Raw genomic sequence first — 23,365 nt, 5'->3', positions numbered from 1 at the left:
TATGCAGGCGGGTCAAATGCAGGTGCGGTATACATCATCTGGTATGACAGCAGAACGCACCGCCTCCGGGGTGGAAGCGGTGCGTGGTGGGCTTCAGTCTACGCGGTGACGGGGGTCAGGACGGCGCGAGCGGCGGTGCGTCCGGCGTTCACGCAGTCGGGGACGCCCACGCCGGTGTAGCTGGCCCCGGCGATCTGCTGGTGCGCGGGCAGCGCGGCGCGGATGCGCGCGATGTGGTCGAGGTGCCCGACGACGTACGCGGGGTTCTTGCCGCGCCAGTCGCCGAACGCGTGCCAGAGTGGGTCGCCCTGCGCGCCGAACAGCCGCTCGGCGGTTTCCTGAGCCATGACGCGGGCCGTGGCGGGTTCGATGTCCTTGAAGAACACGCGCATCAGGACGTGCCCGTCGGGGGCGCGGCCGTGCATCTTCGCGGAGTGCACCGTGATGGCCTTCAGGAGGGTGTCCTCGCTGGCGTCCACCTGCAGGCCGTGCAGGAGCATGTCGCCGGGGAACTGCTCGGAGCGGTACGCGAGGACCACGGCGACGCTGCTGTTCGCCTTCAGCTGCCCGATCAGGCTGGCGGCTTCCGGGTAGTCCCGCTGGTACATGGCGCCCGCGTACCAGGCGGGGGTGGTGTTGATGACGGCCCGGCCGCGCAGTTCCTCGCCGCCCGCGAGGGTCACGCCGTGCTCATGCACGCGCAGGACGGGGGTGTTCAGGCGGATCTCGCCGCCGGTCAGGCGTTCGTGCAGCGCGCGGATCAGGGTGCTGGTCCCTTCCTGGAAGGACATGAAGACCGGCCCGGCGGCGCGGGGCGTGGCGCGGCTGCCCCGGATGACGCTGCCGTACTCCTGTTCCATCTTCAGGAACTGCGGGAACGCGGCTTTCATGCTGAGTTCCAGCGGGTTCGCCACGTAGATCCCGGCGGCGAGCGGCACGATGAAGTTCAGGCTTTCCGGCCCGAACCGCCGCGTGAGGAACGACGCGAGGGACTCGTCCTCGTCGGTGGGGGGTTTGGGCGGCACGTTCTGCTCGTCCAGGTAGCGGCACAGGCCCTCTGGGGACAGCACGCCGCTCTGCAGGAACGATTCGTCGTCCAGCGGCACGAACATCTTCATGTTCGGTGGAAACGGCAGGAGCTGGCCGCCGCGCAGGAAGTAGATCTTCTTCGTGTCCTCGCGCGGGTGGATCACCTGAGCTTCCAGGCCCACCTCGCGCGCCAGCTGCGCCGCGTACGGCTTGCCGAGGATGAACGCGTCCGCGGCCCGCTCGACGAGGAAGCCGTCCTCGGTGCGTTCGGAGTGCAGTTTCCCGCCCAGGTAATCCCCGGCTTCGAGCAGCACGAACGGCACGCCGCGCGTCTGGAGTTCCCAGGCGGCGCTCAGGCCGGTGATGCCGCCCCCCACGATGATCACGGGCAGGTCACCGCCCGCCCCTGTACCACTCGGGGCTGCGCCGTCCTTCACTGCGGCGTCGGTCATGACAGCGCGGCCACCTTGCGTTCCAGCACGCTGGCGAGCGTCCCGATGAACAGCGGGTCGGTGTTCAGGGCCGGGGGGCGCACCAGCGTCATGCCCAGCTCGGCGGCAGTTTCCTGCGCGGCGATGTCGATGTCGAACAGGATCTCCACGTGGTCGGACACGAAGCCGACCGGCACGCTGACGACCTTCTTGATGCCCTTGCCCGACAGGTCGTGCATGTGCTCGTCGAGTTGCGGCCCCAGCCACGGCTCGGGGCTGCGCCCGGCGGACTGGTAGCTCCAGGACCACTGGTCGTCGCGCAGTCCGGCGGCGGCGGCGATCAGGCGCGCGGACTCGTGCAGCTGGTCGGCGTACGGGTCACCTTCGCGCAGAATGCGGACCGGCAGGCTGTGCGCGCTGAGGATCACGTGCACGTCGTCCCGCTCGCCTTCCGGGAACGCCGCGATGCCCTCGCGGACGCGGTTGGCGAGTGCCGTCACGTACCCGCTTTCCGTGTGGTACTCGTTCACGAACTCGAAGTCGATATGGCCGTGGTTCATGCTCAGGCCCGCCTTGATCTTCTTCTGGTACTTCGCGACGCTCATGCTGGAGTAGTGCGGGGCCAGCACGATCGCCACCGCCTGCGTGATGCCGTCGTCGAGCATCTCGCGCACGGCGTCCTCGATCCACGGGTTCCAGTGGCGCATGCCGATGTACGCCTTCAGGGGCCGCTGCACGCGCGCCTGGAGTTCCTGCATGGTCGCCTCGACCTGCGCGCGGGTGAATTCCGGCAGGGGGCTCTTCCCGCCGATCTGACGGTAGTTGTTCGTGATCTCGTCCAGCACGGCCTGCGTCGTCACGCGCCCGGCGCGGATGTCCGCGAGGTACCCGGGCATGTCCTCCAGGCTCTCGGGGCCGCCGTAGGCCATGAACAGCACGCCCAGCGGCGCTCCTTGGTGGGTTGAATCGGTCATGTCGCTCCTCTCAGGTCACAGGGGGGAATCGGGGTGGGGTCCAGTGCAATCGCTGCTCGCCGTGCTCGGGGGTTACTTCGCGGTCTGCTCGTGCACGTAGTCCACGAGGCGGCGGACCATGTCCACGGGCGTCTCGGGCAGCAGGCCGTGCCCCACGTTGAAGATGTGCCCGGGGCGGCCGTCCACCTCGGCCAGGATGCGGTCGGTCTGGTGCTTCAGTTCACGCCAGGGGCCCTGCAGCAGCAGCGGGTCGAGGTTCCCCTGCACGCCCTGCCCGGGCTGGATGAGTTTCCACGCGTCGTTCAGGGGCGTGCGCCAGTCGATGCCCATGACGTCGCTGCCCAGCGAGGACATCTCGGGCAGGAGGTGGTGGGTGCTCGTCCCGAAGTAGATGACGGGCACGCCCAGTTTCTTGGTGCGTTCGATCAGGCGGCCCGTGGCGGGCTTCACGTACGTGACGTAGTCGTAGATGCTCAGCGCGCCCACCCACGAGTCGAAGATCTGCACGGCCTGCGCGCCCGCCTTGACCTGCTCGGCGAGGTAGTCCGCGAGGATCGTCTCGAACTTGTCCATCAGGCGGTGCCACGCGGCGGGCTCGCCGTACATGAAGCGCTTGGTGCGCTCGTAGTTGCGGCTGCCCTTGCCCTCGATGGCGTAGCTGGCGAGCGTGAACGGCGCGCCCACGAAGCCGATCAGCGGCACGCCGCGCGGGTCGAGTTCCTGCCGCACGAGCTTGATCGACTCGGCGGTGTACGGCATGACCTCGGCGGCGGCGGGTACGCCCAGGCGGTCCACGTCGAAGGGCGTCTCGATGCGGTTGCTGATCTGCGGGCCGACGCCCCCCACGAAGTCCAGGTCCAGGCCCATGACGGGCAGCGGCGTCAGGATGTCGTTGAAGAGGATCGCGGCGTCCATCGGCATGGCCTTGATGGGCTGCAGGGTGATCTCGGCGGCCAGTTCCGGTGTGCGGATGCATTCCAGCATGCTGCGCCCGGCACGCAGCGCGCGGTACTCGGGCATGTACCGTCCGGCCTGCCGCATGAACCACACCGGGGTGTGCGGGGCGGCCTCGCCGCGCATGGTCTTCAGGAACGCGGAGTCGCGGTTGGTGGGATCAGGGGTCAGGACGGGGGTGCTGGGTCGGGTCACAGTGAAAGGCTCCTTGCAGGGGTGGGGAGCGCCGCGCGGGCGCAGGACGAGTGGGGGAGAAAGCCGCACCGGAACGGCGTCGGGTGGGGCAGCGCCCGGTACTCTAGCGGAGAGCCTCCCAGTCAATCATCCCGGACCAACCGGTCGGTCAGTGCGTGCCGGAGGGCGTGGCGGTCATATTCTCCTGGGTGACGCCCGCGCAGACCGTACCCGTCACGCCAGTCAGGCACGCACCCATGCCCTATGTCGTCGCACCGCACGCCGACCACTGCCGATCAGGGCGGTCAGCGCTATCCCAGCCAGTGCCAGGGGCAGCAGCGTCAGAGTCCCCACACCCACGGCCGACCACCCCGCCAGCAGCACCACCGTCACCAGCGCCGCGACGCCGTGCCGGGCGGCTCCCGTGCCTCCCAGTCCACCGAGTAGCGCGGCGGGCAGCAGGGTCAGGACTCCCAGTCGGACGAAGTCAGGCCCGGTGGCCTCCAGATTCCGCCACAGGGCCTGCGGGCTGAACCACGCCTCGCTCAGCCGGAACGCCTCCCCGGCCCGCAGGACCAGCAGCGTCGCCAGGAAGAAGAGAACGCTGCCTGCCGTGTACAGGGCCGCCCGCCAGATCCCACCCGGCAGGAATGGCAAGGGGCCGGAGGGGACGACCTCGCCCAGCCTCCGGCCCGCACGCCCTGACCCGCTCAGACCTTCACGAATTCCTGCACGCCCATCACGAACATCACGGCGCCGCCGACGGGCACCTCGACCGGGTCGTTCACGAGGCCCTCGTTCTGCTCGCCCATCGGGACGCTGGGCGCGACGAGGCGGGTGCGGGTGCGGCAGGTGCGCTGCACGTGCCTCTTGAGTTCGTCGAGGCGTTCGTCGGACACGCCGATCATCAGGGTGGTGTTGCCCTCGCGCAGGAAGCCGCCGGTGCTGGCGAGTTTCGTGACCTCGAAGGCGTTCTGGGACAGCACGCGGACCAGGGCGGTCGCGTCCGCGTCCTGAATCACAGCCAGCACGAGTTTCATGCCCGGCAGGATACCAGACCGCCGGTGAAGGTTCCGTCAGCCGGGTCAGCCAGCTCGGGTCGGCCCGCGCAATGAAAAACCCCCGCCGGAGCGGGGGCAGGGGGTGCGGGTTCGTTCAGGCGACGGCTTTCTTGCGGCCCGTGGTCTTCTCGGGCGCGGCGGTTTCCTGGCCGAGCGCCTGGGTTTCCTTCAGGCGGAAGATCACGAGGCTGCCCACGAAGGTGCAGGTGATCATGCCGTGGGCGTTCAGGAGGCTCAGGGCGGACATGACGTCCTCGCGGGTCATGCGCAGCTGGTCGCTCATGTACAGGGCGCTGTCGGCGCGACCCTCGAGGTAGTCGCGGACCTTCTTGGCGTCGCTGGTCAGCGGGGTGGCGGGCACGTCGGCCAGGCCGGGGTCGGCCAGGCCGTACACGGCGCGGGTGCCGGTGCCGGGCAGGCGGCGCACGCGGCCCTGGTCGAGCAGGCTGGCCAGCGCGGCGCGCAGGTGGCTCAGGGCGAGGCTGGTCGTCTTGGCCAGTTCGGTCTCGACCCATTCGGGTTTGCTTTCCAGGGCCTTGAGCACCAGCTTCTCGTTGGCGCGGCGGGTTTCCTGCAGGTCTTCGAGGGTGGGGGGATTGAACATGTTGCCTCCGGTGCGCCGCTGGCCCGGCTGGGCGTGAGCGGTGCGGAACTGTGGCGGGTCGGGTGCGGGCCCAGGCCCGGCAGTGGGGCGTTGGGTCCGGTGGACGTGGATCAGTCAGGTCTGAGCGTGGGGCGACTGGGGTGCGGTGCTGGAGCGCAGGATGTTGGACGCAGTGCAACTTTCCGGCCTGACTCGGCCTGTAGCGCAACTTTCCTATTGTTACAGATTTTCTCTCATCTTGCATGAGCTGACGGGGGATTGCTTTTCATCCACGTCCTGTGTCGCTGAACGGGAAAGTGCGTTTGGGCGGGCCTTTCTGGTCTGATTCACACCAGTCTCACGCTCCGGCTGGATCGATTCAGGCGCGCGGCCCAGGCGACCGGGGGAACGGTTGACCCTGACGTGGCGTATGCACCATCACGCCCCCAGATGGGGGCACACAGGAGACGCATGCCCGACCCTCACTCCATGCTCGACATTCAGAACGTCACCAAGTCCTACCGCGCCTACCAGGCACTGCGCGGCGTCACCCTGCAGGCCCACAGCGGCGAGGTCTTCGGCCTGCTCGGCCCGAACGGCGCCGGGAAGACCACCCTGCTGCGCATCCTCGCCACGCTGCTCGAACCGACCTCCGGCACCGCCGTGGTCGGCGGGCACGACATCCACCACGATCCGGAAGGAGTGAGGCGCGCGGTCGGCGTCGTGAACGGCGGCATGGGCCTCCCCGCGCGCCTCACGGGCCGCGAGGTCCTGCGCTCCTTCGCCACGCTGTACGGCATGACCCGCGCCCAGGCCGACGCGCGCATCACGGAACTCGACGACCGGCTGGAACTGGGCCGCACGCTGGACGTCCGCGCCGGGGAGTACTCGACCGGCATGAAGCAGAAGGTCGTGATCGCCCGCGCCGTCATCCACGACCCGCCCGTCCTGATCCTCGACGAGGCGGCCAGCGGCCTGGACATCTTCGCGCGGCGCACCCTGCTGGACTTCGTGCACGCCACCCGCGCGCCGGGCCGCCTGACCGTGTACTCCACCCACGTCATGAGCGAGGTCGAGGAAGTCTGCGACCGCGTCGCCATCCTGCACGAGGGGCAGCTCCTGAACGTCGGCACCATCCCCGACGTGCTGGCCCGCACGGGCGCGAGCAGCCTGGAACGCGCCTTCTTCACCCTCGTCCGCCCGGAATCTGCCCCCGTGGAGGCCCGCCATGCCCGCTGAACGCCCCACTGGTACCGCCCGGCGCGGCGGCCTGCGCCCCGGCATGGTCTGGCAGATCGCCGCACGCGACCTCCTGACCACCCTGCGTGACCGCCGCACCCTGAGCGCCACCATCCTCATGCCGCTGATCCTCATCCCGCTGTTCACGCTGGGCCTGCCCCTGCTGATGGGGAACCTGATCGGCGGGCAGCAGCAGGCGCGGCAGCAACTGGGCGTCGTCGGCACCCTGCCCGAGGGCCTGCGCCGCGCCCTGACCACCGACGAGAAGCTCCCCGACGGCACCGTCACCCGCGCCGGCGTGACCCTGGTTCCCGTCACGGACCCGCTGAAGGCCGTGCAGGACGGCACCGTCGAGGCCGCCATCCAGGCCGCCGCCCCGCTGCCCGCCCGCGCCGGGGACGGCACCGGGACCCTGAAGCTGTACGCGAAACTCAGCAACCTCCGCGCCCGCAGCGGCGCGTTCGGCAAGGTGCAGGACGTCGTGGACGGCTACAACCGCCAGCTCGCCACCGCCCGCCTGGGCACGCTGGGCCTCGGCGCGGACACCCTCGAACCCGTCCGCATCCAGCCGGTGGACGCCAGCAGCGCCCAGGAGCAACGCAGCGGGCAACTGGCCTTCCTGATCCCCATGCTGATGATGCAGTTCATCCTCGCGGGCGCCCTGGCCACCGCCCTGGACGCCACCGCAGGCGAGAAGGAACGAGGCACCCTGGAAAGCCTCCTCGTGGCGCCCGTCCGCCGCGCCGAGGTCGTCACCGGGAAACTCATCGCCACCGCCACCACCGCCCTGACCAGCGCCGCGTTCAGCGTCGCCGGATTCCTCCTGAGCAGCGTCATCATGCGCGCCTACCAGACCGCCAATCCCGGCCACGTCGCCACGTTCACGCAGGCGATGGGCGGCCAGCTCAGCCTGACCCCCACCTCGCTGCTCACCGTGCTGGGCATCGCGCTGACCACCGCGCTGCTCATCAGCAGCCTGCTCATCCTGATCGGCATCTACGCCCGCAGCTTCAAGGAAGCTCAGACGTACGTCGCGCCCATCAACCTGCTCGTCGTGCTGCCCGCCGTGACCCTGCAGTTCGCGGACTTCCTGAATGCCAGCGCCGCCCTGTACGCCACGCCACTCATCGGCGGGATGCTCTCCATCCTCGACACCGTCAAGGGCACCGGCGAACCCGCCCACGCCGCACTGGCCGTCGCCGGGAACCTCGCCGGAACCGCGCTGTTCAGCCTGCTGGCCCTGCGGTCCTTCGGCCGCGAGGAAGTCATCTTCCGCAACTGAAACCGCATGTCCTATGCGCTACTCAATTGATTCCAAACCAGACAGGGTCACCCGGTGGCCCCCTCACCCTTCCGTCGCTCCGCTCCTCAGCTGCGCCGCTCTGCGAGTCCCTCCCTCTCTGCTCCGCAGCTCTCCGAGTCCCACAGGGGGCGAGGGGATAATGGAAGGCGATCAAGGTGAAAGCAAGTCAATTTCATCCCGTATTACTGGGCACAGTGGGCCGCGTCTTCCAGTGACGCGGCCCACCCGGCACTAGAATGCCGCGCGATGAGGATCGCTGTCCTGGCCGACATTCACGGGAACGCCGACGCGCTGGACGCCGCGCTGCGCGATGCCCACGACCAGGGCGCCGAACGGCTGATCGTGAACGGCGACGTCGTCAACCGCGGCCCGGACTCCGCGCAGGTCCTCCAGACCCTGCTGGACCGCGACGACGTGACCTTCACGCTGGGGAACCACGACGACCTGCTGCGCCTGTGGCACGCCCGCAGCGACGTCCTGCCCGCCGACTGGTATGCCGACCCGTTCTGGGGCGCGACCGACTGGAGCGCCACGCAACTGGACCGCGCGGGCCTGCTGCACGCTCCTGCCGACTGGCCCATGACCCTGGACCTGCACGAACCGGGACTGCCGCCCGTGCAGATCGCGCACGGCACCCGCGACCACTACCGCGAGAGCCTCAGCGACCGCAGCGACCCCGCCCGGCTGGACGCCCTGAGCGCCGCGCCGGACGGCACCCGGTACGGCGCGCTGATCGGCTCGCACATCCACCGGCCCGTGCAGCACGACCACGGCGGCACGCTGATCCTGAACACCGGCGCCGTCGGTTCCCCGGCCACGGGCGACCCCCGCGCGCAGTACCTGCTGCTCGACGCGCACCCCGGCGGGTGGCAGGCCACCCTGCGCGCCGTGCCGTACGACCGCAGCGGAATCCTGCGCCGCTTCCAGACCAGCGGCCTGCTCGACACCGGCCTGAGCGCCCGCATCTTCCGGGACGAGATCATCACCGCCCGCAGCCTCTACACCCCCTACTGGACCTGGACGGAAGACCACGGCATCCCCCGCACCGACGCCAGCTGGACCGACTTCCTGAGCCTGCATCCGGACCTCCAACCGGTCTGATCCCACCAGCGTGCGTGAACCCCAGTCGCTTCCGGTCCGTACCGGAAGTGACGCGCGCCCCGCGTCTCTGGAGGGCCCATGCACCGACTGACCACCCTGACCACGTTGCTTGCCGTCAGCCTGCTCGCCTCGCCGCCTGCGCAGGCCGTGACCACCGGGCGGCCGCCACCGGAACTGACCGGCGGCCCCTGGCTGAACACCTCCGCGCCCCTGACCCTGGCGGGCCTGAGGGGCCGGGTGGTGCTCGTGAACTTCTGGGTGTACTCGTGCATCAACTGCCACAACAGTCTGCCCACCCTGCAACGCTGGTCCGGGCAGTACCGCGCGCAGGGCCTGGAGATCATCGGTGTGCACACCCCGGAATTCGAGTCGGACAAACCCACCGACAGCGTCCGGGCCGCGCTGAAACAGGACGGGGTGACGTGGCCGGTCGTGCAGGACAACGCGTTGCGGAACTGGCGCGCCTGGGGCATACGGGCGTGGCCGACGTTCCTGCTGATCGACCGTCAGGGCCGCGTGCGGTTCACGCATCGGGGCGAGATCAGCTCGCGCTTTCCACAGGCGATTCCTGTGCTGGAGGCCCGACTCCGTGTGCTACTGGCTGAGAAGTGAGCGGCTTTCAGGAGTCATCGGCAGGGTCGGGTGACGCTGGGCGCGTTCAGAGAACCGCATGATTCCCGCCCGGCTGCTCGCCGTCGTCCTGAGTGCGTCGCCCGTCCCGGCGCTGACGGTCAGTGTGCGCCTGCCGCCGGACGTGGGCCTGAATGCGCGCGGTGAGTCGCGGATCACCGTGCAGGCGGGACAGAAGCGGTGGGCGTTCCCGCTGTCCGGCGTGCCCGATCCCGCCAGTCCGGACACGTTCCGGGCCGCGCGGCCCCTCTCGGTGCGCCTGCCTGCCGGGGTGCGAGGCCTGGTGACCGTCCACGCCCGCCTGTTCCTGTGCGATCGCCGCGACGGCCTCTGCACCGTGCAGGAACAGGCCCGCCGCGTGACCCTGAAGCCCGGAGCGACCGTCCCTGTGGTGATGCCGGTCACCCCGCCGCGATGACCCCGCCCCCATGACCCTGCCCTGCACGCTCAGGCGCCGGACCTCTCCCACAACCCACTTCCTACGTCCTACAACCCACTCTCCCGGTCACCGTTCGCCGCGCACGTATGCGCGGCCCAGTGCGGCGGGGGCGTCCCCGGCCTGCCCGCGCACGCCGGCCAGGGCCAGCACGACGAGCACGAGGATGAACGGCATGGCGCTGAACACCTCGGTGGGGACGTTGCTGTTGCCCTGCAGGCGGAACTGCAGGTAGTACAGGAACCCGAAGAACAGCGCCCCGGCGATGGCGCGCAGGGGCCGCCAGCCGACGAAGATCACGAGTGCCACGGCGATCCAGCCCAGGCCGTTCGTCATGTTGTCCGCCCACGACGAGCGGTAGGACAGGGCCAGGAACGCGCCCGCCAGTCCGGCCAGCGCGCCGCCGCCCAGCACGGCCAGCACGCGGGTCAGGCCGACGTTCACGCCCAGCACGTCCGCCGCCGCCGGGTTCTCCCCGACCGAGCGCAGGGTCAGGCCGCCCCTGGTGGCGTTCAGCCAGAAGGCCAGCAGGCCCGCCAGGAGCAGCGCGGCGACCGTGAACGGACTGATCGTGAAGCTGCCCAGCGTCCAGTCGGGCACCTTGTTGAAGAGGGGCAGTCCCTCGAACTTCTTGCCGAGCAGGCCCGCCGCGCCCGTGCCGATCAATGCCAGGGCGAGGCCGCTGACGAACTGGTTGGCGCGCAGCGTGACGGTCGCGAAGGCGTGCAGCAGTGAGAGGGCCGCGCCTGCCAGCATGGCCGCACCGACTGCTGCCCACAGGTTCGCGTCCGGACTCTTCGAGGCCACCGCGAACGCGGCGAGTGCCCCGACGGCCATCAGGCCCTCCACGCCCAGGTTCACGACCCCGGCGCGTTCGTTCAGGATCGCGCCCAGGCACGCGAGCAGCAGCGGCGTTCCGACCGCCAGGGCGCGCACGAGCGCCTCGATGACAATGCTATCCATGTAGGACCTCGGTGGGGGAGAGGGGACGGCTCACGCGCGGCCCCACTGGACGCGGTGGCGGACGAACACCTCGGAGGCGATCAGGCACAGCAGGATCACGCCGCTGAAGATGTCCACCACGCGGAACGGGAGGTTCAGGTCGATCTTCAGCAGGTCCCCGCCCGCCAGGATCACGCCCATCAGCGGCGCGGTGATCAGGCACAGCGCCGGGTTCCCACGCGCCAGCCACGCGACGATCACGGCCGTGAAGCCGTACCCCAGGCTGATCTGACTGGCTTCCAGGAGGCGGTGGTGGATGCCCGCCACCTCGCCCGCGCCCGCCAGTCCGGCCAGCCCCCCGGTGAGGAGGGCGACCAGCGTGGCGACCCGCGCGGAGCTGAGGCCCGCGTAGTGCGCCGCGCCGGGGTTCTCGCCGACGACGCGCAGCGCGTACCCGAAGGTCGAGCGGGTCAGGAGCCACTGCAGGCCCAGCGCCAGCGCCACGCCCAGCAGCAGCGTCGGCCAGTGCACCTGCGTGCCGCTGACCGTGGGCAGCCACGCTCCCTGCGGGAAATTATCGGTGTAGATGTACCCGCGCACGTCCTTGCCCTTCCACGGCCCGGCGATCAGGTACGTGACCAGCGCCACCGCGATGTAATTCAGCATCAGGGTGGAGAGGATCTCATTGACGTTCACGCGTCGCAGCGCCGCCGCCACGAGCGCCCACAGGCCCCCGCCGACGAAGCCCGCCACGAACACCGCCGGGATCAGCAGCGCGCCCGGAACGGGCAGGAACAGCGCCGTGCCCGCCGCGAACACTGCGCCGAGCAGCAGCTGGCCCTCCGCGCCGATGTTGAAGAACTGCGCGCGGAACGCCAGCGCCAGCCCCGCCCCGATCAGGAGCAGCGGAATGGTGCGCCGCCCCACCTCGGCCAGACCGGTCGGGTCGCCCAGCGTGCCGCGCAGCATCGTGCCGTACACCGCCGCCGGGGACTGCCCGGCGAACACGAAGATCAGCGCGCAGATCAGCAGCGCTGCCACCACCGACGCCACCGTGACGAGCGCCGTGCGCGCCGCCGAGGGGGCCGTCATCGCCACGAACCTCACGCCATCACCCCATTCTGAGTCGGTCCCTGATCCGCGCCGGGAATGCTGTGCGGGTGCGCGCCGCCCATCAGCAGACCCAGCGACTCGCGCGTGACCCCGGACACAGGGAACGGCCCCAGCAGCGAGCCGCCCACCATGACCGCCACGCGGTCCGACAGGCTCAGCAGTTCATCCAGATCCTCGCTGACCAGCAGCACGCCCGCCCCCTGCGCCGTGCGGTCCAGCAGCACCCGGTGCACCTGATCGGTCGCGCCGATATCCAGCCCGTACGTGGGGTGCACCGCCAGGATCAGTTTCGGCTGCCCGGCCAGTTCGCGCGCCAGGATCAGCTTCTGGATGTTCCCGCCCGACAGCAGCCGCGTGGGCGTGTGAATGCCCGGCGTGGCGACCGCGTACGCCTCGACCTCGCGCCGCGCGCGGTCATCGGTGGCGCCCAGGTCCCGCGCCAGCCCGCGCGCCAGCGGCGCCCGCGCGAAGTCCCGCAGCGCGAGGTTCTCCGCGACCGTCATCGTCGGCACCGTGCCGCTGTGAATGCGGTCCTCCGGGATGTGCGCCACGCCCGAACGGAAGCGCCCGGCGGCGTCCCCGCTCAGCGGCTGCCCGTCCAGCGTGACCGTGCCCGTCGCCTCGTGCAGCCCGGCCAGGACCTCGACCAGTTCGCTCTGCCCGTTCCCGGCAATCCCGGCCACGCCGAGCACCTCGCCGCGGCGCAGTTCGAAGCTCACGCCGCGCAGGGCTGGCAGGCCGCGCGACCCGTGTGCGCTCAGGTCACTTACGCTCAGCAGGGCGCCCGCCTCCGGGCCGGGGCCGTCCGCGCGCTTGCGGGTAAAGTCCACGCTGCGGCCCACCATCAGCTCCGCGAGGCTCTCACGGGTCGCGCCCAGCGTGGGCACGCCGCCCACGACCTTGCCCCGGCGCAGCACCGTCACGCGGTCCGCCACCGCCAGCACCTCGTCGAGCTTGTGAGAGATGAAGATCAGGCTGCGCCCGTCCGCCTTCAGCTCGCGCATCACGCGGAACAGCCCGTCGGCCTCCTGCGGGGTCAGCACGCTCGTCGGCTCGTCCAGAATCAGGACCCGCGCGCCGCCCAGCAGCGCCCGCACGATCTCCACGCGCTGCTTCTCGCCCGGCGACAGGTCCGACACGCGCGCCTCCGGGTCCACCTCCAGCCCGTATCGCGCCGAGAGGTCCCGCACCCGGCCCGCCACGCGCCGCGCCGGGAACAACCCACCCGCGCCGCCCAGCGCCAGATTCTCGGCCACCGAATGCCGCGACACCAGCAGCGGATGCTGCGGCACCAGCCCGATCCCGAGCCGCAGCGCCTGCGCCGGACTGCCGATCCGCACCGCCCGGCCGTCCAGTTCCACCGCGCCCTCGTCCGGCTGGTACAGGCCGTACAGGATCGAGATCAGGGTGCTTTTCCCCGCGCCGTTCTCGCCCAGCAGGGCCAGCACCTCGCCCGCGTGGACGGTCAGGTCCACCGCGTCGTTCGCCACGACCCCCGGAAAACGTTTCGTGATGCCGCTCAGCCGCAACGCGGGCGGCCCGGCAGATTCATGGGTTCGGTCCACAGTCCATCCTTTCACCGGGGCGGGCACCTGCCCAGCCGGTCCCTTCACGGAACCTTTAACCGGCGTCCCGACAGCCTACCCGACCCCGACCCGGACACACCGCCCCCCACCCAAACAGGCGAAACCAGCCCCCCGGCGGGCCGCGCGGCTCACGACCTCCTCGGCCCCCACCCGCCGCACACCGCCCACCACGCGCGTCGGAACGTCACGGACACTGGCTCATACGGATTCCGTCTGTTTCGTTGACAACCCGGAACCGCAGCGGGTTGCCAACTCCACGCCCGGAACCCGTGTTTCTCCTGCTCGCTCTGCTGCGCAGCTCTGCGGGTCCGCTCGGGTTGAAAGTTTTTGCAAACCTTTCAACCGGAGTCCGTGTCAGTACATGGCTCCGCCGCTGGGGAACGACACGACCTCCGCGATGCCGTGCTGGTTCAGGCGCGCGATGAAGCCCGCGTCCTCGCGGTACGCCATGCCGCTGTCCATCGCCACGCACACCCGGTTCGCGTACGGAATCGGCGCGCCCGCCCCCAGCGTCGGCCCGTGCAGCGCCTCGTCCAGCAGCACGTACACCGGCGTGTGCCCGTGCACGATCCGCTCCCCGCCGAACACCGACAGGGTCCGGCGGGCCTTCGCCTCACCCTCGCCCAGCGAGAACGCCATGCGTTCCGTGAACCAGTTCAGGAACAGCCCCCACTCGTCCGGATCGGGATTGCCCAGAATCCGCGCGACCTCGGCATTCACGCCCTCCACGCTGTCACCCAGCCGCAGGTACATCATGCTGTCCGCGTGCACCAGCAGCCACCCGTGCGACGCCGCCATCGCCGGACGACTGGAGAGCCACGCCAGATCGCTCGGTTCGAGCAGGTCCGCGTCACGCGGCTGCCCGCCGTTCTCCAGCCAGTACTCCCGGAAGCCCATCCGGTCGTGCGGGTCCGCGTGCCGGAACACCAGCGACGCCAGGAACATCACCTCGTGATTGCCCAGCAGTGCCGTCACCTGCCCGCCGACCTCCGGCGCCTGCACCTCCAGGCTGCGGATCAACCGGATGACCTCCAGCCCGTTCGGCCCACGGTCCAGGTAATCGCCCAGGAACACCAGGTGCGTGTCCCCGGCCGTCCACGACCCGTCGAAATCGATCAGGCCCGCGCGCAGCAGCATGGCCCGCAGCTTGTCGTACGCGCCGTGAACGTCCCCCACGACCCACAGGGGCCTCATGAGGTCACCGGGCGGACAGCGGAAGGGCAGGAGGCACGTGACACGCCGCGCAGGATACGGTGCCGGACGCCCTCACGTCTGGGGGGATGACCAGCGCACCTCACCTCCTGCAGATTCCGGTTGAACGGTTTGCAGAAACGTTCAACCCGAGCAGGCGAGAAGCGGGTTCCGGGCGTGGAGTTGACGGATCGGTGGTGTTCCGATCTGCGGGCGGAACAGACGGAACCCACCTCAGTCCCCGTCCGCACCGGCCTCCTGCTCGCCCTGCGGGAGGGTGCGCCACTTCGTCATGCGCTCCGTGATGTCCTCCTGAATGCGCCGCACGTTGCTTTCCAGACCGGCGCGCGTGGAATCCAGTTGATGGCGCAGCCGCATGATCTCCTCGACCCCGGCGAGGTTCACGCCGAGTTCCTGCGTCAGGCGGCGGATCTCGCGCAGGTGCTCGATGTCACGCTCGCTGTACAGCCGCGTCTTGCCGCTGCTGCGGCCCGGACGGATCAGCTGCTTGCGTTCGTACAGGCGCAGCGTCTGCGGGTGCATGTCCACCAGTTCCGCCGCGATGCTGATCACGTACACCGGCCGGTCACGCGGATCGATACGGCCGTCCACGCCCGGCAGCGCCTCGGGCCGCTGCGCCTGCTCCCGCAACTCGGACTCGATGCGTTCGATCTCCGCCTCGAACTCACCCTGCATGTCGTCCAGCTCGTGCTGCAGCCGCATGACCTCCTCGACGCCCGCGAGGTTCACGCCGAGTTCCTGCGTCAGGCGGCGGATCTCGCGGAGGTGCTCGATGTCACGTTCACTGTACAGGCGCGTCTTGCCGCTGCTGCGCCCCGGACGGATCAGGCCCTTGCGTTCATACAGGCGCAGCGTCTGGGGATGCATGTCCACCAGTTCCGCCGCCACGGAAATCACATACACGGGCCGGTTTTTCGCGTCGCTGGGCATACCTTCCCTTGAGTATACGGGAAGCAGTGTTTCTGCACCGGAATGGGAAGTGGGTTGTGGGGAGTGGGCAGTGGGAGGTGGGCAGGCGGATGTGGGGAAGGCGCGGCAGGACACAGGCACCCCAGCCGTCCATCCCGGACGCCCCGCGCCTGTCAGCCCGTATCATCCCCCCATGACCACGCCCGACCTGAGTGCCGCCCTGAACCGCGAGCAGGCCAACGAGGAACTGTTCGACCTGCTGCGCATCCCCTCCGTCAGCGCCGATCCGACCCGCACGGCCGACATGGCCGCCACCGCCGAGTTCCTGCGCGCCAAACTCGCGGATCTGGACTTCACGGCCCGCATCGACCCGACCGCCGGTCACCCCGTCGTGTACGCCGAACGCCTGAACGCCCCCGGCAAACCCACCGTCCTGATCTATGGGCACTACGACGTGCAGCCCGAGGCACCCCTGGAAGAGTGGGTCACGCCGCCCTTCGAGCCGACCATCCGAGACGGGCGCATCTACGCGCGCGGCAGCACCGACGACAAGGGACAGGCCTACGCTCACGTGAAGGGCGTGGAACTGCTGCTCGCGCAGGGCGAACTGCCCGTGAACGTGAAATTCCTGCTGGAGGGCGAGGAGGAGATCGGCAGCCCTAACCTCGAACCGTACCTGCGCGACCATGCCGAAGAACTGAAGGCCGACGTGATCGTCATCAGCGACGGGAGCCGCTTCGCGCCCGACGTGCCCACCATCACCTACGGCGTGCGCGGCCTCAGCTACGTCGAGATTCACGTCCAGGGCGCCAACCGCGACCTTCACAGCGGCAGCTACGGCGGCGCCGCGCCCAACCCCATCAACGCGCTGGCGGAAATCATCACGCGCCTCAAGGACGACCAGGGCCGCGTCACCATCCCCGGCTTCTACGACGGCATCGACGACCTGACCGACACCGAACGCCAGATGTGGGCCGACCTGCCCCACAGCGACGCCGAATTCGCCGCCAGCATCGGCGTGCCCGCCCTGCCCGGCGAGGCCGGGTACACCACCCTGGAACGCCTGTGGGGCCGCCCCACCCTCGACGTGAACGGCATCTGGGGCGGCTACCAGGGCGAAGGCAGCAAGACCGTCATCGCCGCCAAGGCCGGCGCGAAGGTCAGCATGCGCCTCGTCCCCGGACAGAACCCTGAACGCATCACGCAGCTCATTACCGACTACGTACCCACCCTCGCGCCCGCAGGGACCACCGCCGTCGTCCACCCGCACCACGGCGGCCGCCCCTTCAAGTTCGACCTGAACAGCCCCTACAACCTCGCCGCGAACCGCGCCCTCAAGCGCGTCTTCGGCCGTGAAGCCGTGTTCGCCCGCACCGGCGGGAGCATCCCCATCGTCGCCGCGTTTAACGACCTGCTGCACGCCCCCGTTCTGTTCGTGGACCTCGGCCTGAACGAGGACGCCCCCCACAGCCCCAACGAGAGCTTCGCCGTCAGCGACTACCACAACGGCATCCTCACCAGCGCCTACCTGCTGCAGGAACTCGGCGCGAACCCCGCCGAATGAACCTCGGCTTCCTCGCCTCGCACGGCGGCAGCGCCGCGCGGCACCTCGTCGAGGCCTGCCGCGCAGGCGACCTGAACGCCACCCCGGTCGCCCTGGTCAGCAACAACAGCCGCTCCCCGGCCCTCGCCTGGGCACGCGACGCGGGCCTGGCAGTCGCGCACCTCAGCAGCGCCAGATACCCCGACCCGGACGACCTCGACGCCGCCATCCTCGACGTCCTCGTCCGCGCGGGCGCGGACACCCTCGTCCTCAGCGGGTACATGCGCGAGATCGGCCCCCGCGTCCTGGCGCACTTCGCGGGCCGCCTCGTGAACATCCACCCCAGCCTCCTGCCCCGCCACGGCGGACGCGGCATGTACGGCGACCGTGTCCACGAGAGCGTCCTCGCCAGCGGCGACCCCGAGAGCGGCGCCACCGTCCACCTCGTCACCGCCGGCATCGACGAGGGGCCCATCCTCGCGCAGGCCCGCGTGCCCGTCCACCCCGGCGACGACCTCCACAGCCTCAAGGCCCGCGTGCAGGCCACCGAAGGCGACCTCATGCTGCGCGCCGTCCGCAGCCTCGCGTAGGACGGGGGAGGCTTCACCTCGCCCCCTCACCCTTCCGGCGCTCCGCGCCTCTGCTGCGCAGCTCTGCGAGTCCTTCCCTCTCCCACAAGGGGAGAGGGGACCACGGAAGACGCTCAAGCTGAACTGCAGGCAGAACCATTTCAGGAAGCTGATACGGAGGGGCATGAAACGGAAAGTCTTCGACCTGAGCGGCTGGGCGCGCGTCACCCGGCACACCCAGACCGTCCTGCACGTCCCCGGACACATCATCGTGGACTTCGTCGCGCACGACGTCATCCGGCCCCTCGACGTGCCCATCCCCGGCCGGGACGGCCTGCGCCGCGTCCTGGACAGCGGGTACCGCTGGGTGCGCGCCCACCCCACCACCGGGGACGGCACGCCCGGCAGCTCCCTGACCATGCAACTCGACCCTACCGGGCGACCCGTGCAGTACTACATCGACCTGCACGGCGGCGAAGGCTGGCACGACAGCGGGCACCCCTGGCACGACGACCTGTACCTCGACGTGATCGGCCACCCCGCCGAACACGACCCCTGGACGGTCGCCGCCACCGCGATCATCGACGGGGACGAGCTCGACGAAGCCGTCACCCAGGGCCTCATCACGCCCGCCCAGGCCGACGCCACCTGGACACACGCCCGCCACGTCGAAGCGCAACTCCAGGCGGGCACCTACCCACCCGTACACGTCCTGAAACGCTACCTGGAAGACCCGTACACCTGACCCCGTTTCCCTGACCCGCCGCGCCCGCCAGACCTGCGGAGCGCGGCAGCTCTTTCGCTGGGTCTTTGTGTCGCCAGCCCCGTGACACCCGTGCGGGCTGGACAGGCTCCTGCTGGGGCGCGCTAGGCTGGGCGCATGAGTGATTCGGTGCAGGTTCCGGTGGTGGGGGAGGCGTTCCCGGCGTTCACGTTGTTGGACGCGGCGGGGCAGGCGCATTCGCTGGCGGATTTCGCGGGGCGGTACGTGGTGCTGTACGTGTACCCGAAGGACGACACGCCGGGGTGCACGCGGGAGGCGTGTGATTTCCGGGACAACGCGCTGCTGCGTGAGCATGGCGCGGCGATTCTGGGTGTGAGTGCGGATGACGCGGACAGTCACGCGCGGTTCGCGGAGAAGTTCAGCCTGCCGTTCCCGCTGCTGAGTGATCCGGGCGCGGCGTTCCTGCGCTCCATCGGGTCGTACGGGACGAAGAACATGTACGGGAAGGTGACGGAGGGCATCAAGCGGCAGACGTTCCTGATCGGCCCGGATGGTCGGTTGGTGAAGTCGTGGCTGGCGGTGAAGGTGGACGGTCACGCGGATCACGTGGCGGCCGCCATCGAGAAGGATCGCGCGGCGAAGGGTGTGAAGTGATGGATCTGGAGGCGTTGAAGCACGAGGCGGCCCTGCGCGCCGTGGCCCTCGTGAAGAGTGGGGACCGGGTGGGCCTGGGGACGGGCAGCACCGCGAAGTACGCCATCGAGGAGATCGGCCGGAAACTCGCGGCGGGTGAACTGACGGGCGTGGTGGGCGTGGCGACCAGCGAGGCGAGTGACGTGCTGGCCCGGCAGGTGGGCATTCCCGTGGAGCCGCTCGACCCGCGTCCGCTGGATATCGCGATTGACGGTGCGGACGAGATCGCGCCGAACCTCGACCTGATCAAGGGGCTGGGTGGGGCGCTGCTGCGCGAGAAGCTGACCGAAGTGCAGGCGCGGCGTTTCATCGTGATCGCGGACCACACGAAACTGGTGGAGCACATCGGCGAGAAGTCGGCGCTGCCCATCGAGATCGCCCGTTTCGGGTTCCTGAGCACCATCGAGCGCCTGCGCGCCATCCTCCCGGCGGGGCGGTTGCGGCAGCCCGGCGCGCAGCCGTACGTGACGGACAACGGGAATTACATCTTCGACGCGCAGATTCCCGCCGGGACGGACATCGCGGCGCTGGAACGCCAGCTGAAGGGCACGCTGGGCGTCGTGGACACCGGGCTGTTCCTGGGTATGGCCGAGCGGGCCTTCGTGGCCGCCCCGAACGGCGTGACCGAACTGACGCCCCGCTGAAAGCCACGTCGCCTCCTTACGCTCCTCCCCCTTGAGGGGGGAGGCTGGGAGGGGGTGAAGTCCTGCCTGCCCGTTACGCGTTCTGGCGTAGCGGGTGGCGTGCGTTTGGGTGCTGGCGTACCCTGGGTGATCATGACGGGCGATCGGGGTGGGGTGGGGGACGCGGCGGTGCGGGTGCGTGACCTGCGCAAGGGGTACGTGGTGCATGAGAAGGAACCGGGATTCCTGGGGAGCCTGCGGTCGTTCGTGAGCCGCAAGTCGCGCGTGGTGGAGGCGGTGCGCGGCGTGTCGTTCGATCTCGCGCCGGGCGAGGTGGTGGGGTTCCTGGGGCCGAACGGGGCGGGGAAGACCACGACGCTGAAGATGCTGTCGGGCCTGCTGCACCCGTCGGGCGGCGAGGTGCGCGTGGCGGGCTTCGAGCCGGGGCGGCGGGAGAACGCGTTCCTGCGGCAGATCACGCTGGTGATGGGGCAGAAGCAGCAGCTGATCTGGGACCTGCCGGCGCTGGATTCGTTCTTGGTGAATCAGGCGATCTACGAGATTCCGGACGCGCAGTTCCGGGCGACGATGGCGGAGTTCACGGAGGTGCTGGGTCTGGAGGGCATCCTGAAGAAGCAGGTGCGGAAGCTGTCGCTGGGCGAGCGGATGAAGTGCGAGCTGGCGGCGGCGCTGCTGCACCGCCCGAAGGTGCTGTTCCTGGATGAGCCGACGATCGGGCTGGACGTGAACATGCAGGAGTCGGTGCGGGCGTTCGTGCAGGACTACAACGCGCGGTACGGGGCGACGGTGATGCTCACGAGTCATTACATGGCGGACGTGACGGCCCTGGCCCGCCGCATCCTGGTGATCGACCGGGGTGAGGTGGTGTTCGACGGGGACCTGGCGCGCCTGGCCGAGCAGGGCGGCGGCGGGAAGACCGTGCGCCTGCAACTGCGCCGCCCCGCGACGCCCGAGGAGCTGGGCCGCTTCGGGTCGGAGGTGCGCGTGGACGGCCTGAGCGCCGAACTGACGGTGCCTCGTGCGCTGGTCAGTGAACGGGCGGCGGCGCTGCTGGCGGAACTGGACGTGGCGGACCTGACGGTGGAGGACCCGAGTATCGAGAGCGTGATGGCGTCCCTGTTCGGCGCGCGGGCCGCGCAGCCGGAACGCACCCCGGAGCCCGTGTGAGGGCGCTGGCGTTCAAGGCGCGGGTGCTGTTCGCCACGCGCTTCGCGGAGATGGCCGAGTACCGCGCCGAGGTCGTCATCTGGATGCTGTCGGGCACGCTGTCCCTGGTCATGATGCTGGTGTGGATGGCGCAGGCGGCCGCCGCGCCCGGCGGGCAGATCCGCGGGTACAGCGCGCCGGAGTTCGCCACGTACTTCCTGTCCACGTGGCTGGTGTCGCAGCTGCTGGTGGTGTGGGTGTCGCACGAACTGGACTTCCAGATCCGGCAGGGGACGCTGTCGCCGCAGCTGCTGCGCCCGGTGGACCCCATGTGGCTGCACGTCGCGTCGCACGTCGCCGAGCGGCTGGTTCGGATCGTGCCGCTGCTGGTCATGGTGGGCGTGTTCACGTGGCTGTCCGGCGCGTCCTTCACCCGCGAGTGGTGGGCGTACCCGGCCGCGCTGGGGCTGGCGGCGCTGGGCTTCAGCGTGCGGTTCCTGTACGAGTACGCGATCGGCCTGCTGGCCTTCTGGACCGAGAGCAGCGCGTCCTTCCAGGAGGTCGTGTGGCTGGTGTACGCCGCGCTGGGCGGCATGTTCGCGCCCCTGGCCTTCTACCCGGAGTGGGTGCAGCGCGTCGCCGTCTGGACGCCGTTCCCGTACATGCTGGGCCTCCCCGCGCAACTCCTGGCCGGGAAGGCCACGCTGGCGCAGGCCGGGCGCGGCGCGCTGGTTCTCCTCGTGTGGCTCGCGGTGTTCTGGGTGGTGCGCCTCATCGTCTGGCGCGTCGGCCTCCGCAAATACGGCGCGGTCGGCGCATGATTGGGGCCGTTGAAGGTCGAACGTTGATGGTTGAAAGTGGTCCGCTGTCCGATCTACTCCTCCCCCTTCAGGGGGGAGGCTGGGAGGGGGTGGCCTTCCATCACCTCTCACCCATCACCTATCAACCCGCCCGGAGGGCCCCGTGAGGCGGTACCTGCGGCTGGTGCGCATCTTCGTGGGGGCGACCCTGTCGGCGCAGCTGGAGTACCGGGCGAACTTCCTGGGTGCGGTGCTGGCGAGTCTGGGTGAGGTGGGGGTGGCGTTGCTCGGCATCAGCGTTCTGTTCGGGCAGCCGGGCGTGACGCAGGTGGGCGGCTGGTCGTTCCGGGAGGCACTGCTGGTGACGGGCTTCTTCATGCTGACCGAGGGGGTGATCAGTGTGTTCATCCAGCCGAACATGTCGAAGATCGCGGAGGCGGTGCGGACCGGGAACATGGATTTCACGTTGCTGAAGCCCATCGACGCGCAGTTCAACGTGAGTACCCGGAACCTGAACGTGCTGCGCTTCCCGGACCTGCTGATTGGGCTGGGATTGATCGGGTACGCGGCGTCCGGGCTGGAGGTCACGTCGGGCGGGGCGCTGGCGGCAGCGGTGCTGTACGGGTCGGCGGTGGTGATCGTGTACTGCATCTACCTGGGCCTGAGCACGACGGCGTTCTGGTTCGTGAAGACGCAGAACGTCACGGAGCTGTTCAGCGGGGTGTTCGGCGCGGCGCGCTTCCCGGTGGCGGCGTTTCCGGTGCCGGTGCGGTTCGTGCTGACGTTCGTGCTGCCCGTGGCGTTCATCACGACGGTGCCCGCGCAGGCGCTGACGGGCGCGCTGGGCGGGGGGCTGGCGCTGGCGTCCCCGCTGATCGCGGCGGCGCTGTTCCTGGGCACCCGCCTGTTCTGGCGGTACGCGGTCGCGAGTTACACCAGCGCGAGCAGCTGATGAAGGACCCCCTGTCCCGCTGGGCGGCGCTGGGCCTGCCGCGCCCCCGTTCACAGCCCCTGCCGGAGGGCGCGCGGGCGCGGCTGGCGCATCTGGCGGAACTGCGAGACATCGGCGGGCCCAGCGAGGCGGCGCGGGCCGGGGCGGAATTCGCGGGCGAACGCTGGTTGCGCCCTGACCTGCTGGGCGTGCGTCCCTGGCTCGCCCCCGACACCCCCGCGCGGGAGGTCGTCCCGGCGGTGCTGCGCGCCGAGTGGACGGGCTTCCTGGCCCTGCTGGGCGAGTCCGGCCCATGGGTGTACGCGCCGGACGTCCGGGCCTTGCAGGAGCTGTCCGGCGCGTACGCGGCGCTCGTGACGGCGGCCCGCACCGCACACGAGGCGGAGGTGCTGCTCGCCGCCGAGCGCAGCCTCGCCCTCGGGACTCACCGGACGCTCCTCGTGCGGCTGGAGGCGACCCCCTACCGGCAGCCCACCCGCAGCGGGGTGACGGCCGATGGGCTGCACGACCTCGAAACCGCGTTCTGGGCGCTCGCCGGGACGCAGGCGGCGCAGGCGCACGCGCGCTGGCAGGCGCGGCGCTGAACGCGGGTCTGAGGGTCGCGTGAACATGGCGCC

The 23,365-nt window shown here is 70.0% G+C and carries 25 protein-coding genes; 14 read left to right on the top strand and 11 right to left on the bottom strand.

Features of this window, described 5'->3' with window-relative positions; genetic code table 11:
* Positions 1–98 precede the first annotated feature (98 nt).
* From hemG to EXW95_RS04145, 6 genes are all read right to left on the bottom strand, one after another.
* Positions 99–1,481, bottom strand: a complete 1,383-nt coding sequence (gene hemG, locus EXW95_RS04170; RefSeq protein ID WP_174366394.1) for a protoporphyrinogen oxidase — start codon at positions 1,479–1,481, stop codon at positions 99–101.
* Positions 1,478–2,434 (bottom strand): ferrochelatase, encoded by a 957-nt coding sequence (hemH, locus tag EXW95_RS04165; protein WP_174366393.1) that lies wholly within the window; start codon positions 2,432–2,434, stop codon positions 1,478–1,480. The genes hemG and hemH overlap by 4 nt, the downstream gene beginning before the upstream one ends.
* Positions 2,435–2,506: 72 nt before the next feature.
* Entirely contained in the window at positions 2,507–3,583 is a 1,077-nt protein-coding gene (gene hemE / locus EXW95_RS04160) for a uroporphyrinogen decarboxylase (RefSeq protein ID WP_371809902.1), read from the bottom strand.
* Positions 3,584–3,805: 222 nt separating this feature from the next.
* Positions 3,806–4,219, bottom strand: a complete 414-nt coding sequence (locus EXW95_RS04155; protein WP_174366392.1) for a hypothetical protein — start codon at positions 4,217–4,219, stop codon at positions 3,806–3,808.
* A 53-nt stretch (positions 4,220–4,272) separates the two neighbouring features.
* On the bottom strand, positions 4,273–4,602 hold the full coding sequence (locus EXW95_RS04150) for a cyclic-di-AMP receptor (RefSeq protein ID WP_174366391.1): 330 nt from the start codon (positions 4,600–4,602) through the stop codon (positions 4,273–4,275).
* A gap of 115 nt (positions 4,603–4,717) precedes the next feature.
* Positions 4,718–5,227, bottom strand: coding sequence for a transcriptional regulator (locus EXW95_RS04145; RefSeq protein ID WP_174366390.1), 510 nt, complete (start codon positions 5,225–5,227; stop codon positions 4,718–4,720).
* A 468-nt stretch (positions 5,228–5,695) separates the two neighbouring features.
* Between EXW95_RS04145 and EXW95_RS04140 the strand changes: the two genes are divergently transcribed.
* The 5 genes from EXW95_RS04140 to EXW95_RS04120 all read left to right on the top strand — a co-directional run bounded on the left by EXW95_RS04140 (position 5,696) and on the right by EXW95_RS04120 (position 9,897).
* Complete coding sequence (locus EXW95_RS04140) at positions 5,696–6,445, top strand: ATP-binding cassette domain-containing protein (protein WP_174368807.1); 750 nt, start codon at positions 5,696–5,698, stop codon at positions 6,443–6,445.
* A complete protein-coding gene (locus tag EXW95_RS04135) occupies positions 6,435–7,727 on the top strand; it encodes an ABC transporter permease subunit (RefSeq protein WP_254605492.1) in 1,293 nt (430 codons plus the stop codon). The genes EXW95_RS04140 and EXW95_RS04135 overlap by 11 nt, the downstream gene beginning before the upstream one ends.
* Before the next feature lie 267 nt (positions 7,728–7,994).
* Positions 7,995–8,849 (top strand): metallophosphoesterase, encoded by an 855-nt coding sequence (locus tag EXW95_RS04130; RefSeq protein ID WP_174366389.1) that lies wholly within the window; start codon positions 7,995–7,997, stop codon positions 8,847–8,849.
* A gap of 78 nt (positions 8,850–8,927) precedes the next feature.
* A complete protein-coding gene (locus EXW95_RS04125) occupies positions 8,928–9,461 on the top strand; it encodes a redoxin family protein (RefSeq protein ID WP_174366388.1) in 534 nt (177 codons plus the stop codon).
* Positions 9,462–9,519: 58 nt separating this feature from the next.
* Positions 9,520–9,897 (top strand): hypothetical protein, encoded by a 378-nt coding sequence (locus EXW95_RS04120; protein ID WP_174366387.1) that lies wholly within the window; start codon positions 9,520–9,522, stop codon positions 9,895–9,897.
* 87 nt (positions 9,898–9,984) lie between these two features.
* Here the strand turns inward: EXW95_RS04120 and EXW95_RS04115 are convergent, their stop codons facing one another.
* From EXW95_RS04115 to hspR, 5 genes are all read right to left on the bottom strand, one after another.
* On the bottom strand, positions 9,985–10,878 hold the full coding sequence (locus EXW95_RS04115; RefSeq protein WP_174366386.1) for an ABC transporter permease: 894 nt from the start codon (positions 10,876–10,878) through the stop codon (positions 9,985–9,987).
* 30 nt (positions 10,879–10,908) lie between these two features.
* Complete coding sequence (locus tag EXW95_RS04110; RefSeq protein ID WP_174366385.1) at positions 10,909–11,949, bottom strand: ABC transporter permease; 1,041 nt, start codon at positions 11,947–11,949, stop codon at positions 10,909–10,911.
* A gap of 11 nt (positions 11,950–11,960) precedes the next feature.
* The gene (locus tag EXW95_RS04105) at positions 11,961–13,535 is read right to left on the bottom strand and encodes an ABC transporter ATP-binding protein (RefSeq protein WP_174366384.1); all 1,575 of its coding nucleotides are present in this window, start codon (positions 13,533–13,535) and stop codon (positions 11,961–11,963) included.
* Positions 13,536–13,910: 375 nt separating this feature from the next.
* Positions 13,911–14,750, bottom strand: coding sequence for a metallophosphoesterase (locus EXW95_RS04100; protein WP_174366383.1), 840 nt, complete (start codon positions 14,748–14,750; stop codon positions 13,911–13,913).
* 231 nt (positions 14,751–14,981) lie between these two features.
* The gene (gene hspR, locus EXW95_RS04095; protein ID WP_174366382.1) at positions 14,982–15,698 is read right to left on the bottom strand and encodes a heat shock protein transcriptional repressor HspR, fused homodimer type; all 717 of its coding nucleotides are present in this window, start codon (positions 15,696–15,698) and stop codon (positions 14,982–14,984) included.
* Between the two features lie 172 nt (positions 15,699–15,870).
* Here hspR and EXW95_RS04090 point away from each other — a divergent pair, with 172 nt between their 5' ends.
* The 9 genes from EXW95_RS04090 (at position 15,871) to EXW95_RS04050 (ending at position 23,332) form a co-directional block, all read left to right on the top strand.
* Positions 15,871–17,241 (top strand): dipeptidase, encoded by a 1,371-nt coding sequence (locus EXW95_RS04090; RefSeq protein WP_174366381.1) that lies wholly within the window; start codon positions 15,871–15,873, stop codon positions 17,239–17,241.
* Positions 17,238–17,810 carry a phosphoribosylglycinamide formyltransferase gene (locus tag EXW95_RS04085; RefSeq protein ID WP_174366380.1) on the top strand — a complete coding sequence of 191 codons (573 nt, stop codon included), beginning with the start codon at positions 17,238–17,240 and terminating at the stop codon, positions 17,808–17,810. The genes EXW95_RS04090 and EXW95_RS04085 overlap by 4 nt, the downstream gene beginning before the upstream one ends.
* Before the next feature lie 163 nt (positions 17,811–17,973).
* Complete coding sequence (locus EXW95_RS04080; protein WP_174366379.1) at positions 17,974–18,534, top strand: DUF402 domain-containing protein; 561 nt, start codon at positions 17,974–17,976, stop codon at positions 18,532–18,534.
* Between the two features lie 135 nt (positions 18,535–18,669).
* Positions 18,670–19,167, top strand: coding sequence for a peroxiredoxin (locus tag EXW95_RS04075; RefSeq protein ID WP_174366378.1), 498 nt, complete (start codon positions 18,670–18,672; stop codon positions 19,165–19,167).
* Positions 19,167–19,850: a ribose 5-phosphate isomerase A gene (rpiA, locus tag EXW95_RS04070; protein ID WP_174366377.1), complete on the top strand. Its 684-nt coding sequence runs from the start codon at positions 19,167–19,169 to the stop codon at positions 19,848–19,850. The genes EXW95_RS04075 and rpiA overlap by 1 nt, the downstream gene beginning before the upstream one ends.
* A gap of 132 nt (positions 19,851–19,982) precedes the next feature.
* Positions 19,983–21,017, top strand: coding sequence for an ATP-binding cassette domain-containing protein (locus tag EXW95_RS04065; protein WP_174366376.1), 1,035 nt, complete (start codon positions 19,983–19,985; stop codon positions 21,015–21,017).
* Between the two features lie 50 nt (positions 21,018–21,067).
* Complete coding sequence (locus tag EXW95_RS04060) at positions 21,068–21,817, top strand: ABC-2 family transporter protein (protein ID WP_160979621.1); 750 nt, start codon at positions 21,068–21,070, stop codon at positions 21,815–21,817.
* A 142-nt stretch (positions 21,818–21,959) separates the two neighbouring features.
* Entirely contained in the window at positions 21,960–22,748 is a 789-nt protein-coding gene (locus tag EXW95_RS04055; RefSeq protein ID WP_174366375.1) for an ABC transporter permease, read from the top strand.
* On the top strand, positions 22,748–23,332 hold the full coding sequence (locus EXW95_RS04050; protein WP_174366374.1) for a hypothetical protein: 585 nt from the start codon (positions 22,748–22,750) through the stop codon (positions 23,330–23,332). The genes EXW95_RS04055 and EXW95_RS04050 overlap by 1 nt, the downstream gene beginning before the upstream one ends.
* Positions 23,333–23,365: the final 33 nt, after the last annotated feature.

Source organism: Deinococcus sp. JMULE3 (genome assembly GCF_013337115.1).
Taxonomy (GTDB): domain Bacteria; phylum Deinococcota; class Deinococci; order Deinococcales; family Deinococcaceae; genus Deinococcus.
This window is presented reverse-complemented; position numbering and strand designations above follow the sequence as displayed.

Coding starts and splice junctions, on each gene's coding strand:
- hemG (WP_174366394.1), bottom strand. CDS start 1,481: ATGACCGACGCCGCAGTGAAGGACGGCGCAGCCCCGAGTGGTACAGGG.
- hemH (WP_174366393.1), bottom strand. CDS start 2,434: ATGACCGATTCAACCCACCAAGGAGCGCCGCTGGGCGTGCTGTTCATG.
- EXW95_RS04150 (WP_174366391.1), bottom strand. CDS start 4,602: ATGAAACTCGTGCTGGCTGTGATTCAGGACGCGGACGCGACCGCCCTG.
- EXW95_RS04145 (WP_174366390.1), bottom strand. CDS start 5,227: ATGTTCAATCCCCCCACCCTCGAAGACCTGCAGGAAACCCGCCGCGCC.
- EXW95_RS04140 (WP_174368807.1), top strand. CDS start 5,696: ATGCTCGACATTCAGAACGTCACCAAGTCCTACCGCGCCTACCAGGCA.
- EXW95_RS04135 (WP_254605492.1), top strand. CDS start 6,435: ATGCCCGCTGAACGCCCCACTGGTACCGCCCGGCGCGGCGGCCTGCGC.
- EXW95_RS04130 (WP_174366389.1), top strand. CDS start 7,995: ATGAGGATCGCTGTCCTGGCCGACATTCACGGGAACGCCGACGCGCTG.
- EXW95_RS04125 (WP_174366388.1), top strand. CDS start 8,928: ATGCACCGACTGACCACCCTGACCACGTTGCTTGCCGTCAGCCTGCTC.
- EXW95_RS04120 (WP_174366387.1), top strand. CDS start 9,520: ATGATTCCCGCCCGGCTGCTCGCCGTCGTCCTGAGTGCGTCGCCCGTC.
- EXW95_RS04115 (WP_174366386.1), bottom strand. CDS start 10,878: ATGGATAGCATTGTCATCGAGGCGCTCGTGCGCGCCCTGGCGGTCGGA.
- EXW95_RS04110 (WP_174366385.1), bottom strand. CDS start 11,949: ATGACGGCCCCCTCGGCGGCGCGCACGGCGCTCGTCACGGTGGCGTCG.
- EXW95_RS04100 (WP_174366383.1), bottom strand. CDS start 14,750: ATGAGGCCCCTGTGGGTCGTGGGGGACGTTCACGGCGCGTACGACAAG.
- hspR (WP_174366382.1), bottom strand. CDS start 15,698: ATGCCCAGCGACGCGAAAAACCGGCCCGTGTATGTGATTTCCGTGGCG.
- EXW95_RS04090 (WP_174366381.1), top strand. CDS start 15,871: ATGACCACGCCCGACCTGAGTGCCGCCCTGAACCGCGAGCAGGCCAAC.
- EXW95_RS04085 (WP_174366380.1), top strand. CDS start 17,238: ATGAACCTCGGCTTCCTCGCCTCGCACGGCGGCAGCGCCGCGCGGCAC.
- EXW95_RS04080 (WP_174366379.1), top strand. CDS start 17,974: ATGAAACGGAAAGTCTTCGACCTGAGCGGCTGGGCGCGCGTCACCCGG.
- EXW95_RS04075 (WP_174366378.1), top strand. CDS start 18,670: ATGAGTGATTCGGTGCAGGTTCCGGTGGTGGGGGAGGCGTTCCCGGCG.
- rpiA (WP_174366377.1), top strand. CDS start 19,167: ATGGATCTGGAGGCGTTGAAGCACGAGGCGGCCCTGCGCGCCGTGGCC.
- EXW95_RS04065 (WP_174366376.1), top strand. CDS start 19,983: ATGACGGGCGATCGGGGTGGGGTGGGGGACGCGGCGGTGCGGGTGCGT.
- EXW95_RS04060 (WP_160979621.1), top strand. CDS start 21,068: ATGGCCGAGTACCGCGCCGAGGTCGTCATCTGGATGCTGTCGGGCACG.
- EXW95_RS04050 (WP_174366374.1), top strand. CDS start 22,748: ATGAAGGACCCCCTGTCCCGCTGGGCGGCGCTGGGCCTGCCGCGCCCC.